This window comes from Xaviernesmea oryzae, from assembly GCF_900109605.1.
Classification (GTDB): domain Bacteria; phylum Pseudomonadota; class Alphaproteobacteria; order Rhizobiales; family Rhizobiaceae; genus Xaviernesmea; species Xaviernesmea oryzae.
In genome coordinates, this window is sequence record NZ_FOAM01000011.1 from 60,170 (window position 1) to 74,672 (window position 14,503).

The 14,503-nt window shown below is 62.9% G+C and carries 12 protein-coding genes; 9 read left to right on the forward strand and 3 right to left on the reverse strand.

The window, feature by feature from the left end:
• Positions 1-21 precede the first annotated feature (21 nt).
• The 6 genes from BMX61_RS14730 to BMX61_RS14755 all read left to right on the forward strand — a co-directional run bounded on the left by BMX61_RS14730 (position 22) and on the right by BMX61_RS14755 (position 8,468).
• Positions 22-915, forward strand: coding sequence for a carbohydrate ABC transporter permease (locus BMX61_RS14730; protein ID WP_092742810.1), 894 nt, complete (start codon positions 22-24; stop codon positions 913-915).
• 6 nt (positions 916-921) lie between these two features.
• Positions 922-2,010 carry an ABC transporter ATP-binding protein gene (locus BMX61_RS14735; protein ID WP_075626511.1) on the forward strand — a complete coding sequence of 363 codons (1,089 nt, stop codon included), beginning with the start codon at positions 922-924 and terminating at the stop codon, positions 2,008-2,010.
• 13 nt (positions 2,011-2,023) lie between these two features.
• Positions 2,024-4,522, forward strand: a complete 2,499-nt coding sequence (locus BMX61_RS14740; RefSeq protein WP_075626510.1) for a beta-mannosidase — start codon at positions 2,024-2,026, stop codon at positions 4,520-4,522.
• A gap of 142 nt (positions 4,523-4,664) precedes the next feature.
• Complete coding sequence (locus BMX61_RS14745) at positions 4,665-5,429, forward strand: sugar phosphate isomerase/epimerase family protein (RefSeq protein ID WP_075626509.1); 765 nt, start codon at positions 4,665-4,667, stop codon at positions 5,427-5,429.
• A gap of 99 nt (positions 5,430-5,528) precedes the next feature.
• Positions 5,529-6,677, forward strand: coding sequence for a Gfo/Idh/MocA family protein (locus BMX61_RS14750; protein ID WP_075626508.1), 1,149 nt, complete (start codon positions 5,529-5,531; stop codon positions 6,675-6,677).
• Positions 6,678-6,839: 162 nt separating this feature from the next.
• A complete protein-coding gene (locus BMX61_RS14755; RefSeq protein WP_075626507.1) occupies positions 6,840-8,468 on the forward strand; it encodes a glycoside hydrolase family 43 protein in 1,629 nt (542 codons plus the stop codon).
• Between the two features lie 24 nt (positions 8,469-8,492).
• Here BMX61_RS14755 and BMX61_RS14760 read toward each other — a convergent pair whose 3' ends face one another.
• Positions 8,493-10,403: an O-linked N-acetylglucosamine transferase, SPINDLY family protein gene (locus BMX61_RS14760; RefSeq protein WP_075626506.1), complete on the reverse strand. Its 1,911-nt coding sequence runs from the start codon at positions 10,401-10,403 to the stop codon at positions 8,493-8,495.
• Positions 10,404-10,480: 77 nt separating this feature from the next.
• Positions 10,481-11,443, reverse strand: coding sequence for a zinc ABC transporter substrate-binding protein (locus BMX61_RS14765; protein ID WP_075626505.1), 963 nt, complete (start codon positions 11,441-11,443; stop codon positions 10,481-10,483).
• A 250-nt stretch (positions 11,444-11,693) separates the two neighbouring features.
• On the opposite strand from BMX61_RS14765, the gene BMX61_RS14770 reads away from it, so the two are divergent.
• Genes BMX61_RS14770 through BMX61_RS14780 form a run of 3 tightly spaced genes read left to right on the forward strand, consistent with a single transcriptional unit; the run spans position 11,694 to position 13,778 of the window.
• The gene (locus BMX61_RS14770; protein ID WP_075626580.1) at positions 11,694-12,548 is read left to right on the forward strand and encodes an ATP-binding cassette domain-containing protein; all 855 of its coding nucleotides are present in this window, start codon (positions 11,694-11,696) and stop codon (positions 12,546-12,548) included.
• Positions 12,541-13,356, forward strand: a complete 816-nt coding sequence (locus BMX61_RS14775) for a metal ABC transporter permease (RefSeq protein ID WP_075626504.1) — start codon at positions 12,541-12,543, stop codon at positions 13,354-13,356. The genes BMX61_RS14770 and BMX61_RS14775 overlap by 8 nt, the downstream gene beginning before the upstream one ends.
• Positions 13,353-13,778, forward strand: a complete 426-nt coding sequence (locus tag BMX61_RS14780) for a Fur family transcriptional regulator (RefSeq protein ID WP_075626503.1) — start codon at positions 13,353-13,355, stop codon at positions 13,776-13,778. The genes BMX61_RS14775 and BMX61_RS14780 overlap by 4 nt, the downstream gene beginning before the upstream one ends.
• Positions 13,779-13,952: 174 nt before the next feature.
• On the opposite strand, the gene BMX61_RS14785 is transcribed toward BMX61_RS14780, so the two are convergent.
• Positions 13,953-14,492: a gamma carbonic anhydrase family protein gene (locus tag BMX61_RS14785; RefSeq protein WP_075626502.1), complete on the reverse strand. Its 540-nt coding sequence runs from the start codon at positions 14,490-14,492 to the stop codon at positions 13,953-13,955.
• Positions 14,493-14,503: the final 11 nt, after the last annotated feature.

A 14,503-nucleotide genomic window follows, 5' to 3' on the forward strand; every position in this document is an offset into this window, starting at 1 on the left:
ACCGTTGCCGGCGCCGATGCGATGAGCGATTCCCTTGCCGGCCCGCGCGGTCGCCGCCCGCAGCGAAGCCTGTCCGGCCGCAACATCATGATCTATGGAACGCTGGCCATTGCTGCGCTCTACTATCTGCTGCCGCTTTACGTGATGGTCGTCACATCGCTCAAGGGCATGCCCGAAATCCGGCTTGGCAACATCTTTGCGCCGCCTGTGGAGATCACCTTCGAACCCTGGGCAAAGGCCTGGGCCAGCGCCTGCACGGGGCTCAACTGCGATGGCCTGTCGCGCGGCTTCTGGAATTCGGTGCGCATCACCATTCCCTCGACCGTGATCTCGATCGCGATTGCCTCGATTAACGGTTATGCGCTGGCCAACTGGCGCTTCAAGGGCTCGGAGATCTTCTTCACCATCCTGATCGTCGGCGCCTTCATCCCCTATCAGGTGATGATCTATCCGATCGTCATCGTTCTCAGGGAAATGGGCATCTACGGCACGCTGACCGGACTGATCATCGTCCATACGATCTTCGGCATGCCGATCCTGACGCTGCTCTTCCGCAACTATTTCGTCTCACTGCCGGAGGAGCTGTTCAAGGCCGCGCGCATCGATGGCGCCGGCTTCTGGACGATCTATCTCAAGATCATGCTGCCGATGTCGCTGCCGATCTTCGTGGTGGCGATGATCCTGCAGATCACCGGCATCTGGAACGACTTCCTGTTCGGCGTGGTCTTCACCCGGCCGGAATATTACCCGATGACCGTCCAGCTCAACAACATCGTCAACTCCGTTCAGGGGGTGAAGGAATACAACGTCAACATGGCGGCGACGATCCTCACCGGTTCCGTTCCGCTCTTCGTCTACTTCGTCTCCGGACGTCTCTTCGTGCGCGGCATCGCCGCCGGCGCCGTGAAAGGCTGATCTCTCATGTCTTCAAGCGTATCCATCAGAGACCTGTCGCTGAATTTCGGTGCCGTCAGCGTGCTCCAGCATCTCGATCTGGAAATTGCCGATGGCGAGTTTCTGGTCCTGCTCGGCGCGTCCGGCTGCGGCAAGTCCACGCTTTTGAACTGCATTGCCGGCCTGCTCGATATTTCCGACGGCCAGATCTTCATCAAGGGCAAGAACGTCACCTGGGAGGAGCCGAAGGACCGTGGCATCGGCATGGTCTTCCAGTCCTATGCGCTCTATCCGCAGATGACGGTGGAGAAGAACCTGTCCTTCGGCCTGCAGGTCGCAAAGGTGCCGCAGGCGGAGATCGACAAGCGCGTGGCACGAGCCGCTGAGATCCTGCAGATCCAGCCGCTCCTGAAGCGAAAGCCGGCGGAACTCTCAGGCGGCCAGCGCCAGCGCGTCGCCATCGGCCGGGCGCTGGTGCGCGACGTCGATGTCTTTCTGTTCGACGAGCCGCTTTCCAACCTCGATGCCAAGCTGCGCTCGGAGCTGCGTGTCGAGATCAAGCGGCTGCACCAGTCGCTCAAGAATACGATGATCTACGTCACCCATGACCAGATCGAGGCTTTGACTCTGGCCGACCGGATCGCGGTGATGAAGGGCGGCGTCATCCAGCAACTCGCCGACCCCATGACGATCTACGGCACGCCGGAAAATCTCTTCGTCGCCGGCTTCATCGGCTCACCCTCGATGAATTTTTTCCGCGGTGCCATTCGCCAGGAAAATGGGCGGTCGATCGTCGATGTCGGGGGCCTGGCCTTCGATCTCTCGCGCTATCCTGCCCGCGCGCTGTTGAAAGCCGGTCAGAAGGTGGTGCTCGGGGTGAGGCCGGAGCATATCCGCGTGGACGAACCCGTCGAGGGTTTCATCACGCATCAGGCTGCCGTCGATATCGAGGAGCCGATGGGCGCCGACAATCTTCTCTGGCTGAACCTTGCCGGCCAGCCCATCTCGGTGCGAATTGCCGGCCAGCGCCGCTACGCACCAAAAACGCCCGTCACGCTCGGCTTCGATATGGCCACCGCGTCGCTGTTTGATGCCGAGACCGAAAATCGCCTTTGATCGGATACCTCCCATGTCCTTCGAAACCACCACTGTCCAGCCCGAAACCATCGATCTCGCCGGCACCTGGCAACTGTCGTCGGCAGATGGCCAGCATCGCACGACGATCCATCTGCCTGGGGATGTTCACTCGGCGCTGGCGGATGCAGGCCTGATTCCCGAGCCCTATTTCGGCGCCAACGAGGCCGTGGTTCAGTGGGTGGCCGAGCAGGATTGGGTGTTCGAGCGCGAGGTCACTCTGGCGGCCGAGGCCCTGGATGCACCCTGGTATCTCGATCTCGAAAGCCTGGATACGATCGCCTCGGTCTTCGTCAACGACCAGCTGGTGCTGGAGGCGGAAAATTGCTTCCGCCGCTATCGGCCGGATGTCGGTGGCGTGCTGAAGGCCGGCGTCAACCGCTTGAAGATCGTCATCCGGTCTTCGATCGCCGCCGGCGCCGAGCTGCAGGCGGCACAACCCTTCTACATTCCGCATCAGGAGCTGAACTCGCCGATCCCCAATGGCAATATGCTGCGCAAGCCGCAATGCCATTTCGGCTGGGACTGGAACATCGCCATCGCCCCCTTGGGCGTCTATGGCACACTGGCGCTGAGGAAGTTGGCACCGGCGCGCATCGAGCATGTGCAGACGCAACAGATCCCGCGCGCCGATGGCGGCGTCGACCTTCTCGTCAAGGCGACCCTGTTTGCCGAGGAGCCCTGTGTCGTCTCGGTCGCCTTCGGGCTCGATGAGCGCAAAGACCGGATCGACTGCGCGCTGGGCGCCGGCGAAACGGTGGTCTCCCAGGGTTTCACCCTGGCCGAGCCTCGGCTCTGGTGGCCGGCCGGCAGCGGCGAGCAGGCGCTCTATGCGCTGACGGTGACGGTGGCAGGCGAGACGGTCGCGCGCCAGATCGGTATTCGCTCCGTCGAACTCATCACCGATCCAGATGCGGCCGGCGCCCGCTTCGCGCTCAAGGTCAATGGCCGTGAGATCTTCTGCCGTGGCGCCAACTGGATTCCGGCCGATGCCCTGATGTCGCGGGCGACGCGCGAGGCGACGGAGGATCTGCTGCGTTCGGCGGCCGACGCCAATATGAACATGATCCGCATCTGGGGCGGCGGCTTCTATGAGGCCGACAGGTTCTACGATCTCTGCGACCGTCTCGGCCTGATGGTCTGGCAGGATTTCATGTTCGCCTGCAACCTCTATCCCTCGACGCCCGATTTCCTTGCCAATGTCGAGGCGGAGGTCGATTATCAGGTGCGCCGGCTCGCCAGCCATCCCTCCATCGTGCTGTGGTGCGGCGACAATGAGCTGGTGGGCGCGCTGACCTGGTTCCCCGAGAGCCGCGAGAACCGGGACCGCTATCTGGTCTCCTACGATCGCCTGAACCGGGTGATTGAGGTGGCGATGAAGAAGGCCGCGCCGGAACTGATCTGGTGGCCGTCGAGCCCGTCTTCGGGCTACCTGAACTTTGGCGATGCGTGGCATGCCGATGGCTCCGGCGACATGCATTACTGGTCGGTCTGGCACGAAAACAAGAGTTTCGACAATTACCGCACCGTGCGCCCGCGCTTCTGCTCGGAATTCGGCTTCCAGTCCTACACCTCCATGCCGCTCGTCCGGCAGTTTGCCGAGGCGAAGGATATGAACATCGCCTCGCCTGTGATGGAGGTGCATCAGAAGAATGTTGGCGGGAACGAGCGGATCGCCGGCACCATGTTCCGCTATTTCCGCTTTCCCCGCGACTTCGACAGCTTCGTCTATTTGAGCCAGATCCAGCAGGGCCTGGCGATCCGTACGGCCGTCGAATTCTGGCGTTCGCTCAAGCCGCATTGCATGGGCACGCTCTATTGGCAGCTGAACGACACCTGGCCCGTCGCCTCGTGGTCGAGCCTCGATTATGGCGGCAACTGGAAAGCCATGCACTACATGGTGCGCCGCTTCTTCCAGCCCGTGGCGGTGGCGGCGATCCCCTCCGAGGATGGCAAGACGATCGCCTTCTCCATGGTCAACGACACAACCGCGCCCGTGACGGTCGAGCTCGAAACCTTCCTGGTGTCGCTGACGGGCGAGCGGCGGCCTTTGATGGCCGTGGCTGGCACATGCAGCCCGGATGCCGCCGCCACGCTTGCCACGATCGAAGCGAACGACATCCCGGCCGATCACCTCTTATTCTGGCACTTCACCGCCTCGAACGGCATGAACGGCGAGGGTCATCATGTCGCTGCGACCTACAAAGCGCTGGAACTCCAGCCCTCTGGCCTGTCGCTGAAGGCCGTGCCCGCAGGCGATGGCGCCTATGACCTGACAGTTACAGTCACAGGGCTGGCGCTGCATGTGATGATCGAGGCTGATCGCGAGGGACGTTATTCAGACAATGCCTTCGATCTGACTGCCGGCGAGAGCCGGACGATCCGCTTTACCCCGGTTGGCGGTGGTCAGGCCGTTCCGCGCTTCCACGCCTATGATCTGCACACGTCATACGCGGCATCGGCGCCGGTGCGGGACCTATCCGCAGCCGCCTGAGGCGAAACGGATCTGCGTGGCCGCCAGCGGCCGGGCTATTCAAGACGGCGGGGAGGTTGCCGCCGTTTTTAGCGCTCTTGCGAAAGCTCGTCCGGCGCGTGAGCCGGAGGCCGCAAGGCTTTTATAAACAGGAGGATTCACCATGCAAGCCATCAGCTTTCAGCTCTATAGCGCCCGCAATTTTCAGCCCTTTTCCGAAGTCTTCAAGACGGTCGCCCAGGCCGGTTACACCCAGGTCGAAGGCTATAGCGCGCTCTATGCGGAGCTGGATGAAGCCGCGCTTGCGGGGCTGAAATCCGACCTGGAGGCGAACGGCCTGACGATGCCGACCGCGCATTTCAGCCTGGATATGATCGAGAACAATCCATCACGTGTCATCGAGATCGCCAAGGCCGTCGGCATCGAGGCAATCTATTGCCCGCATATCATGGCTGATCTCAGGCCCACGGATGCAGAAGGCTGGCGCGATTTCGGCAAGCGGCTGGAGGCGGCCGGCGCGCCGCTGGTGGAGGCTGGTCATTCCTTCGGCTGGCACAACCATGACTTTGAATTCGTGGCGCTGCCATCAGGTGAAATTCCGATGGAGCTGATTTTCCACGGTGGCCCCAATCTGCGCTGGGAAGCCGATATCGCCTGGGTCGTCCGCGGCGGCGCCGATCCGTTCGACTGGATCGACCGCTATGGAAGCCGTATCGGCGCCGTTCATGTGAAGGATATCGCCCCAGTGGGCGAGGCCGCCGACGAGGATGGCTGGGCCGATGTCGGTCATGGCACGGTCGATTGGCCAAAGCTCTTCCCGATCCTCGAGGCCACGCCAGCCAAGTATTTCATCGTCGAACATGACAATCCGAAAGACGTGAAGCGTCTTGCCGATCGGTCGATCGCCTCCATTCGCACCTATGGCTGAAGGCCTGCCGGCCTCTTCTGAACCCTTTCTTCGAAAGCTCTTGCGGATCGGCGCCTGCCTTGTCGGGCAGGCGCATGACCGCCTTCAAAGGCATTCTCCATGACCACGGATATTGAAACACGCGAGCTTGGCGTCGGCATCATCGGCTGCGGCAACATCTCCACGACCTATTTCAAACTGGCGCCGCTGTTTCGCGGCATCAAGGTCGTTGCCTGCGCCGACATCAACATGGCAGCAGCGGAAGGCCGCGCAGAGGAATTTGGCGTCGAGGCACAGACGATCGATGCACTGCTGGCCAATCCGGCCGTCGATATCGTCGTCAACCTGACCATTCCCGACGCGCATTTCCCGGTCTCCAAGGCGATCCTGGAAGCCGGCAAGCACGTCTACTCGGAAAAGCCGCTGGTGCTCTCGATCGAGCAGGGCGAGACGCTGCGCGGCATCGCCACGGCCAACGGACTGAAGGTCGGCTGCGCGCCGGATACGTTCCTGGGCGGCGCGCATCAGCTTGCCCGCCATCTCATCGACGAAGGCCGCATCGGCCGCGTCACCTCCGGCACCTGCCATGTGATGAGCCCCGGCATGGAGATGTGGCACCCCAATCCGGATTTCTTCTTCCTTCCAGGCGGCGGCCCGATCCTCGATCTCGGCCCCTATTACATCGCCAATCTGATCAACCTGATCGGCCCGGTGAAGCGCGTCGGCGCCATCACCTCGATGGCCAGCACGACGCGCACGATCACCAGCGAGCCGCGTAAGGGTGAAGTCATTCCGGTAAAGACGCCGACGACCATTCACGCCCTGCTGGAATTCCAGAATGGTGCGACGATCACGCTGTCGGCAAGCTGGGACGTCTGGTCGCATCGCCATGCCAACATGGAGCTTTACGGCACCGATGGCTCGCTCTTCGTGCCCGATCCGAACTTCTTCGGCGGCACGGTCCAGGCGAGCGGACGCGACAAGAATATCCAGCCGGTGCAGATGTGGGAGCATCCTTTTGCCGTTCCCAATCAGGAGCACCCGCAGGGGCCGATGGCCAATTACCGCACGGCCGGGCTTGCGGACATGGCCATCGCCATTCTCGAAGGCCGCGATGCCCGTTGCTCGCTGGAGCGCGCCCTGCACGGCGTCGACGTGATGGTGTCGATCCTGCGCTCCGGCGAAGAAGGTCGCTTCATCGATCTGACGACGACCTGCACGCAGCCGGCGGCGCTCAGCATCGAGGAGGCGCAGGCGCTCCTGCGCTGAGTCTGTCCCAGCCTGCCGGAGGCCGCTGCCTGTCGCGCAAGCAGCCGGTGCAATCCAGCGGCCGCCGCCGAATGTGGCGGCCGCTTCGGTCGGACCTGACCCAAGAGCCTGCATGGCAGACCGCTTACACTTGCAGGAACCCGTTTCTGAAAGCCCCGTTCCATGTCCAAGATCCAGAACCCCATTCTGCCGGGCTTCAATCCCGATCCCTCGATCTGCCGCGTCGGTGACGATTATTATATCGCCACCTCCACCTTTGAGTGGTTTCCGGGCGTGCAGATCCATCATTCGCGCGATCTCGTCACCTGGACCCTGATCACGCGGCCGCTGACACGCGCGAGCCAGCTCGACATGCGCGGCAATCCGGATAGCTGCGGCATCTGGGCGCCATGCCTCTCGCATGCGGATGGCCGGTTCTGGCTCGTCTATACCGACGTCAAGCGCTATGACGGCAGCTTCAAGGATGCGCATAATTACATCGTCACCGCCCCCTCCATCGAGGGACCATGGTCCGACCCGGTCTATGTCAACTCCTCCGGCTTCGACCCCTCGCTGTTTCATGACGATGACGGCCGCAAATGGTTCGTCAACATGCAATGGAACCACCGGCCGGAGACTTTTCACGGCGTTGCCAATTCCTCTGCCTTTGATGGCATATTGCTGCAGGAGTGGGATGCCGAGAGCGGCCGGCTCATCGGCCCCGTTCACAATATCTTCGCCGGCAGCGGCCTTGGCCTCGTCGAGGGACCGCACCTCTTCAAGCGCAAGGGCTGGTATTACCTGACGGTTGCCGAAGGCGGCACCGGCTACGATCACGCCGTGACCATGGCGCGGTCGCGCTCGATCGAGGGCCCTTACACGCTTCACCCGAATGCCCATCTGATCAGCTCGAAGGATGCGCCGGAGGCCGCGCTGCAGCGCGCCGGCCATGGGCAATATGTCGAGACGCCGGATGGCGAGGTCTATCATACCCATCTCTGCGGCCGGCCGCTTGCCCCGCACCGCCGCTCGGCGCTCGGCCGCGAGACCAGCCTGCAGAAATGTGTCTGGGCCGAGGACGACTGGCTGTATCTGAAGCAGGGAGGCATGGTGTCTGATGTCGAGGTCGAGGGGCCCGCCTTCGCGCCGGATGCGCCGCCGGCCAGCCAAGACCTCGCCGTCGAGACGCGGTTCGATGCGCCAGAGCTGCCGATCGATTTTCAGTGGCTGCGCACGCCGCTTCCCGAGCGCATCTTCTCGCTGACGGCAGCGCCCGGGCACTTGCGGCTTTACGGGCGCGAAAGCATCGGCAGCTGGTTCGAGCAGGCGCTTGTTGCCCGCAGACAGCAGCATCATCGCGTGCGGGTCGAAACCGTGATCGACTTCGAGCCTGAGATCTATCAGCAGGTGGCGGGCCTGACGCATTACTACAATCGTCACAAGCTGCATGCGCTCGGGATCACCCGCCACGAGACCCTCGGCCGCTGCCTGACCATCCTCTCCTGCCCCGGTGACTATCCGGAGGCGAAGCTGACCTATCCGATCGGCTCGGGGATCGCGGTGCCGGACGGTCCCCTGACATTGGCGGCCGAAATCGATGGCAACGGGCTACAATTTTTCTGGCAGAGCGAAGGCATGGACGCATTCGCGCCTATCGGCCCTGCGCTCGATGCAAGCGTCATCTCGGACGAGGGCGGGCGCGGCGAGCATGGATCGTTTACCGGCGCCTTTCTCGGTGTCTTCGCCTTCGATATTTCTGGTCGGGCAAAGCCGGCCGATGTCAGCCGCTTCCTCTACCGGCCGCTTGCCTGACGGCCACGCTTTGTCTGTCAGATCTCAGGCAAAGGGTTCGGCGCGTGGCGGCAGGGCCGGCACGTCGAAATGATCGGGCGCTGCGCCGGCCTTGGCGCTGTCGGCCATCATCCGATAGCCGATTTCCAGATGGCGGCAGAAGCGCTCGGCGTCGAAGAGCGGCGACCGGAAACGGTTTTCCGCGATCCTCGCCTTGTAGGCGGCGATTGCCTGCCTGTCTTTCGCGAGTTCAACGGCTCTGGCGACAAAGGCGTCCTGGTCGGGCGCTACGAGATCCGGCAGCCCGATTGATGTCAGCAGACTTTCGGAGACGCGCGAGGCGAAGTTCGTGCCTTTGACCGTCAGCACCGGGAGCCCGGCCCAGAGCTGGTCCGAAGTGGTGGTGTGGCCGTTATAGGGGAAGGTGTCGAGCGCGAGATCGGCCGCCTGCAGACGGGCGAGGTGATCTGCATAGGCCATCTTCGGCGCAAAGAGGATGCGCTCAGCCGCAACGCCGCGTGCCGCAATGGCCTTCAAGAAGTTGGTCCTGTGTGTGTCGCCGTCGATCATCACCCAGAGCAGCGCTTCGTGCTTCGCGCGAAGGATCGCCGCCCAGCTGTCGATGACCGCCAGGCCGATCTTGCGCGGCGTGTTGAAGGCCGCGAAGACAAAGCGGTCTTCGGGTAGGCCGAGTTCCGTCCGGCTCTTGGGCGCGGGAAGGGGGCGGTGGACGGGGTCGTTCGGCTGGTAGCTTTCAGGCAGGCGGCAGAATTTCTCGTGATAATAGGGCCGGGCGGTCGACGGCAGCACGATCGGATCGCCGATCACGTAGTCGCAATCGATATTCAACCCGCTTCCCGGAAAGCCCAGCCAGGCCACCTGCACAGGCGCCACCATCTGGTTGAGGATCGCCGAGCGCGAGGCGCTGGTCGGCCCCTTGAGGTCCACAAGGATGTCGATGCCGTCGCGGCGGATTGTCTCGGCTGCCTCCGCATCGCTGAGGGACAGTAGCGAGACGATCGGCCAGCCCCAGCGCTCCCGTCCGCCTTTGTCGAAGGCTTTCAGATGCGGCGGCGTATAGCAATAGAGGGTCACCTCGAGGCTGTCGCGATCATGCAGTTCCAGCACCCGCTGGAACAGGATCATCGTCGCATGTTGTTCCCAGAAATCGCTGGAGAGATAGCCGACCCGGATCTTTTCGCCCCACCTATGCGGCCGCAGGCGGCGTTGGCGCGCCAGCATGGGCGATGCCGTCAAGCGCCCCCAGCTGTTGTTCGTCGCCAGCCGGTTGATGCGCTCATCTTCGCAATAAAGCAGATTGCCATAGGGTAGTTCGCCGGCCAGCACCGCGGGATCGCCCATGCGCAAAGCCGCAGTCAGCTTCTTTTCGATGGTCTCGATTGTTTCGTAGTCGCAGAAATTGCGGGCGACCGACAGCAGGTTGAACAGTCGGTATGGGTCGTCCGGATCGCGCGCCGCAAGCTTCTTGAAGATGTCGAGCGTCAGCACATTGCGCTCGTCCTCCATGCTGATATCGGCAGCCAGGGTCAGATGCTCCTCGTCGTCGCTCTCCGCCAGGCTTTCCAGCACAAGGCCTGCCAGCCGTGGATCGTCGCCCTTGCGCAGCGTCTTTGCGAGGTTGAAGGCGATGGTGGCGTCGTGCGCCTTTCGTTCGAAGAGCATCATGCCGTAAAGCTGAGCGCGGTCATCGACGCCGGCGGCGGCGAAGAGCTTGGCGGCGCGGCGCAGCAACGCATCGTCCTGGCGCGCTTGGGCTACCTCGGCAAACAGGTCTGCAGCATCCGCCTCAAAACCCAGCTTCTCGAAGGTTTCGGCCAGCAAGGTGAGAACATCGGGATTGCGGCTGTCATCCACCAGGTCGCTTAAGAGCGTCAGCGCATCGATGTAATCGCCACGCTCATAGGACAAGCCTGCCGCAGCCAGTTTCACCTTCATTTCTTGCCCCTTGATTGCGCATCGCTCTCGTGCGGCCAAGACCTTGCCACCGGCCGCTTGCGCGAGGCTTCACCGCGTCATGAGGCTTTGGACAGGCAATCCACCAGTGAGGTGGCAAGATTGTCCATCAGGGTCAGGTAGAGCCCTGCGCCGGGCTTGAGGCTGCCGCCTTCAGGGTCGAGCGTGCCGGCATGGGCAGGCGTCCCCTCCAGAACCGTTTCGACCAGACGAGGCTCGAATTGCGGTTCGGCAAAGACGCAGACCGCGCCGGCCGAGAGGATCTTGGCGTGGATCTCCTGGATGCGCCGCGCCCCCGGCATGGCTTCCGGGCTGACGGTGATGGAGCCCGCCACGGTCAGCCCGTAGGCTCGCTCCAGATATTGATAGGCATCGTGAAAGACGATGAAGGGCTTGTGCCGGAAGGGGGCCAGCTTTTCCTTCATCCGCGCGTCCATCTCATCGATCTGGCGTGCGAGCTCGGCCCGATTGCGCTCGAAAAGCTGGGCGTGGTCTGGATCGGCGGTCGCGAGGCGCCGGGCGATTTCGTTGGCCATCGCTTTGGCATTGGCAGGGTCCAGCCAGAGGTGCATGTCGATCTCGCCATGCGGGCCTGCGTGGTCATGGCCGTGGCTGTCTTTTTCCGCTTGATCGTCGCCGTCCTCATGCGGTTCGAACAGCCCTCCTTCGCGCAGCGGCAGCGTCGTCACGCCCGGCGCATCGGCAAGGGTAACGATCAACGCCTTGCCGGAGAGGCTTTCCAGCGGTTTTTCCAGAAAGGTTTCGAAGCCGGGACCGATGCGAAAGACAAGATCGGCACGCGACAGCGCCGTGGCATTCGAAGGCTTGAAGCTGTAGGTGTGCGGCGAGGCGGCACCGTCGACAATCAGTTCCGGCGTTCCCACATCCTGCATGATCGCCGCCACCAGCGCGTGAACCGGCTTCACCGTGGCGACCACGTCAAGCGCTTCCCCCCAGGCAGGGCCGGAGAGAAGCGATGAGATGAGGGCTGCCGCAAGCCAGCGAGATAGGGCGATGGTCATGATCGGGCGGTTCCCCTCGCGTCAGACGAAAATCCCGGCAGCCATGGTTCCAGTGCCGGCAAGATCTTGTAATGCTTCGTAATGTTATTACATTGTTGTTCCGGGCTATAGTCTATGCGATACCCGCTGGCAAGTTTGAACTGGACTGCGCATCGTGTTCCTTCCTTCACCCTTCAAGTCCGTTTTGCGCGCCAAGCCCCACGTTGCGGCACTGGCAAACGATGATGGCCGGCTGGTTGCGCTGTCGGGCATGGGCGTTCGTCGTAGCGGACGCTGGCTGGTGCGCGGCGTCGATCTCGATGTGCGGCGCGGGGAGATCGTGACGCTGATTGGCCCCAACGGATCGGGAAAATCGACCACCGCAAAAGCTGCCATCGGCATCCTGTGCCCCGATGAAGGCGTGGCGGGCCAGCGCCCAGGATTGCGGATCGGCTATGTACCGCAGAAGCTTGCGATCGATTCGACCCTGCCCCTGACGGTGATGCGGCTAATGACCCTGACGGGGCCCATCGCACCGGCCGATATCGACGCCGCACTGCACGAAACCGGCATTGCGCATCTGGCGCGGGCGGAGGTGCAGGCGCTTTCCGGCGGCGAATTCCAGCGCGCGCTGCTGGCACGCGCCATCGCCCGCAAGCCCGATCTCCTGGTGCTGGACGAGCCGCTGCAGGGGGTCGATTTTGCCGGCGAGATCGCGCTCTACGCGCTGATCAAGCGCCTGCGCGACCGGACGGGATGTGGCGTCTTGCTGATCTCCCATGATCTGCATATCGTCATGGCTGAAACCGATACGGTGATCTGCCTCAACGGCCATGTCTGCTGCCGGGGAACACCGCAGAGCGTGACGGATAGTCCGGAATATCGACGTCTCTTCGGCCCGGTGGCGGCGCCGGCCGTTGCCGTCTATCACCACCATCATGATCATACCCATCTGCCCGATGGCCGAGTCCTACATCAAGATGGCAGCGTCACCACGCATTGCCATCCCGACGACGGTCACCATCATGAGGCGGCCCTGGCTGATGGGGATGACGATGCCTGTGGCTGCGGCGCAAACCATCATCGTCTCCAGGGTTTCGCGCCGGCGGAGGAGCGCCATGTTTGACGACTTCTTCCTGCGTGCCCTCGTCGCCGGCATCGGCCTCGCCTTCGTAACCGGCCCGCTGGGCTGCCTGGTCGTCTGGCGGCGCATGGCCTATTTCGGCGATACGATGGCGCATTCGGCGCTTCTGGGTGTGGCGCTGTCGCTGCTCTTCGATCTCAATGTGATGATCGGCGTCTTTCTTGTTGCGGCGGTGATCGCCTTGTCGCTCCTGCTTCTTCAGAGGCGCGGCGCGCTGTCAACCGATGCGCTCCTTGGCATTCTCTCGCATTCCACGCTGTCGCTCGGGCTCGTCCTGCTCGCCTTCATGCCCTTTGTCCGCGTCGACCTGATCGGCTTTCTGTTTGGGGATATTCTGGCGGTATCGACCACCGACCTTGCGTCCGTGTGGGTCGGCGGCGTTCTGGTTCTCGCGGCGATCGTCGCGCTTTGGCGGCCGCTTCTGGCGGGAACGGTCAGCCCCGATCTCGCGGAGGCCGAAGGCCTGCAGCCCGAGCGGGCGCGTATGCTCTTCATGTTTCTCATGGCCTTCGTGATCGCCATCGCCATGAAGATCGTCGGCATCCTGCTCATTACCTCGCTCTTGATCATTCCGGCCGCTACCGCCCGGCGCCTTGCCGGCTCGCCGGAGGTTATGGCCGTGCTCTCGGCTCTGCTTGGCGCGGCGGCGGTGATGGCCGGCCTGTTCGGCTCGCTGCGCTTCGACACACCCTCAGGTCCGTCGATCGTCGTGGCCGCACTTGCGCTCTTTCTCCTCAGCCTGCTGCCGTTTCGCCGCGAGGACCGACGCCCACAGGGAGTTCGCTCATGACCGACCCAACCAAACTGACCCGCAATCAGTCGCTCGTCGTCAATGCGTTGCGCGAGGCGGAGGCGCCGCTCTCTGCCTATATGATCCTCGACAAGCTGCGCGACGACGGATTTCGCGCGCCGCTCCAGGTCTATCGCGCGTTGGACAAGCTGATGGAGCGTGGCCTCGTGCACCGGCTGGAAAGCCTCAACGCCTTCGTCGCCTGCCAGCACGATCATGCGCATGGCGAGGCTCATGGGCACGGCAGCGGCGTGCTCGCCTTCGCCATTTGCGAGGACTGCGGCAGCGTGGCGGAGATCGATGACCCCGCCATCAATGCAAGGCTTTCCGCGCTGGCCGCCGACCGCAGCTTCAAGACCGACAAAACGACCATCGAAATACGTGGGCATTGCCGCGAGTGCACGGCAGTGGCCACGGCCTGAGCCTGTCAATCGGAATCGAATGAAGGGCTGAGGACTTCCAGGTGATGTGGTGCATCGTCCTCAGGCCATCCTCAGGCGGTTGTGCCTTTCGACCTCAGCCATACGGTTGGCGCTGTTATTTCGAGGCACGAGCTCCATCGAAATCGGCCGGCTGCGAAGCTGACGCGTGGCCTCTTATGATTCCGGGTGGAGGCGGGTGAGCGTGCAGGCGAAATGGCGCCAGTTTCGGACATAGCATGCGGCGGAAGCCTCAAGCCGAGCCACAGCCTGGGCATCCAGCAAGCGGATCGCGCGGGCGGGCGAGCCGACGATGAGCGAATTGTCCTCGAAGGTCTTCCCTTCCGTAACAAGCGCATTGGCGCCGACAAGGCAGTTGCGGCCGAGCACCGCGCCGTTGAGAATGGTGGCGCCCATGCCGATAAGGCAGTTATCGCCGATGGTGCAGCCATGGACGATGGCCCTGTGGCCGATGGTGCATCCGCTGCCGATCGTTACCGGGAAGCCTGCATCGACATGCACCACTGCGCCTTCCTGAATGTTCGACCTGTCGCCGACGACAATCGGCTCGTTATCACCGCGCAGCACTGCCCCGAACCAGACGCCGACTTCATCGCCAAGTGTGACGCGGCCGATGACATGCGCATCGGGTGCGATCCAGAACCGCCCCTCCGGCGGCAGGGCAGGTCGATCCGCACTTAGGGCATAGATCGCCATGGCGGTATCCT

Excerpts from the sequence above, each read along its gene's own strand:
- BMX61_RS14730 (WP_092742810.1), top strand. The coding sequence starts at position 22 with ATGAGCGATTCCCTTGCCGGCCCGCGCGGTCGCCGCCCGCAGCGAAGC.
- BMX61_RS14735 (WP_075626511.1), top strand. The coding sequence starts at position 922 with ATGTCTTCAAGCGTATCCATCAGAGACCTGTCGCTGAATTTCGGTGCC.
- BMX61_RS14740 (WP_075626510.1), top strand. The coding sequence starts at position 2,024 with ATGTCCTTCGAAACCACCACTGTCCAGCCCGAAACCATCGATCTCGCC.
- BMX61_RS14745 (WP_075626509.1), top strand. The coding sequence starts at position 4,665 with ATGCAAGCCATCAGCTTTCAGCTCTATAGCGCCCGCAATTTTCAGCCC.
- BMX61_RS14750 (WP_075626508.1), top strand. The coding sequence starts at position 5,529 with ATGACCACGGATATTGAAACACGCGAGCTTGGCGTCGGCATCATCGGC.
- BMX61_RS14755 (WP_075626507.1), top strand. The coding sequence starts at position 6,840 with ATGTCCAAGATCCAGAACCCCATTCTGCCGGGCTTCAATCCCGATCCC.
- BMX61_RS14760 (WP_075626506.1), bottom strand. The coding sequence starts at position 10,403 with ATGAAGGTGAAACTGGCTGCGGCAGGCTTGTCCTATGAGCGTGGCGAT.
- BMX61_RS14765 (WP_075626505.1), bottom strand. The coding sequence starts at position 11,443 with ATGACCATCGCCCTATCTCGCTGGCTTGCGGCAGCCCTCATCTCATCG.
- BMX61_RS14770 (WP_075626580.1), top strand. The coding sequence starts at position 11,694 with ATGGGCGTTCGTCGTAGCGGACGCTGGCTGGTGCGCGGCGTCGATCTC.
- BMX61_RS14775 (WP_075626504.1), top strand. The coding sequence starts at position 12,541 with ATGTTTGACGACTTCTTCCTGCGTGCCCTCGTCGCCGGCATCGGCCTC.
- BMX61_RS14780 (WP_075626503.1), top strand. The coding sequence starts at position 13,353 with ATGACCGACCCAACCAAACTGACCCGCAATCAGTCGCTCGTCGTCAAT.
- BMX61_RS14785 (WP_075626502.1), bottom strand. The coding sequence starts at position 14,492 with ATGGCGATCTATGCCCTAAGTGCGGATCGACCTGCCCTGCCGCCGGAG.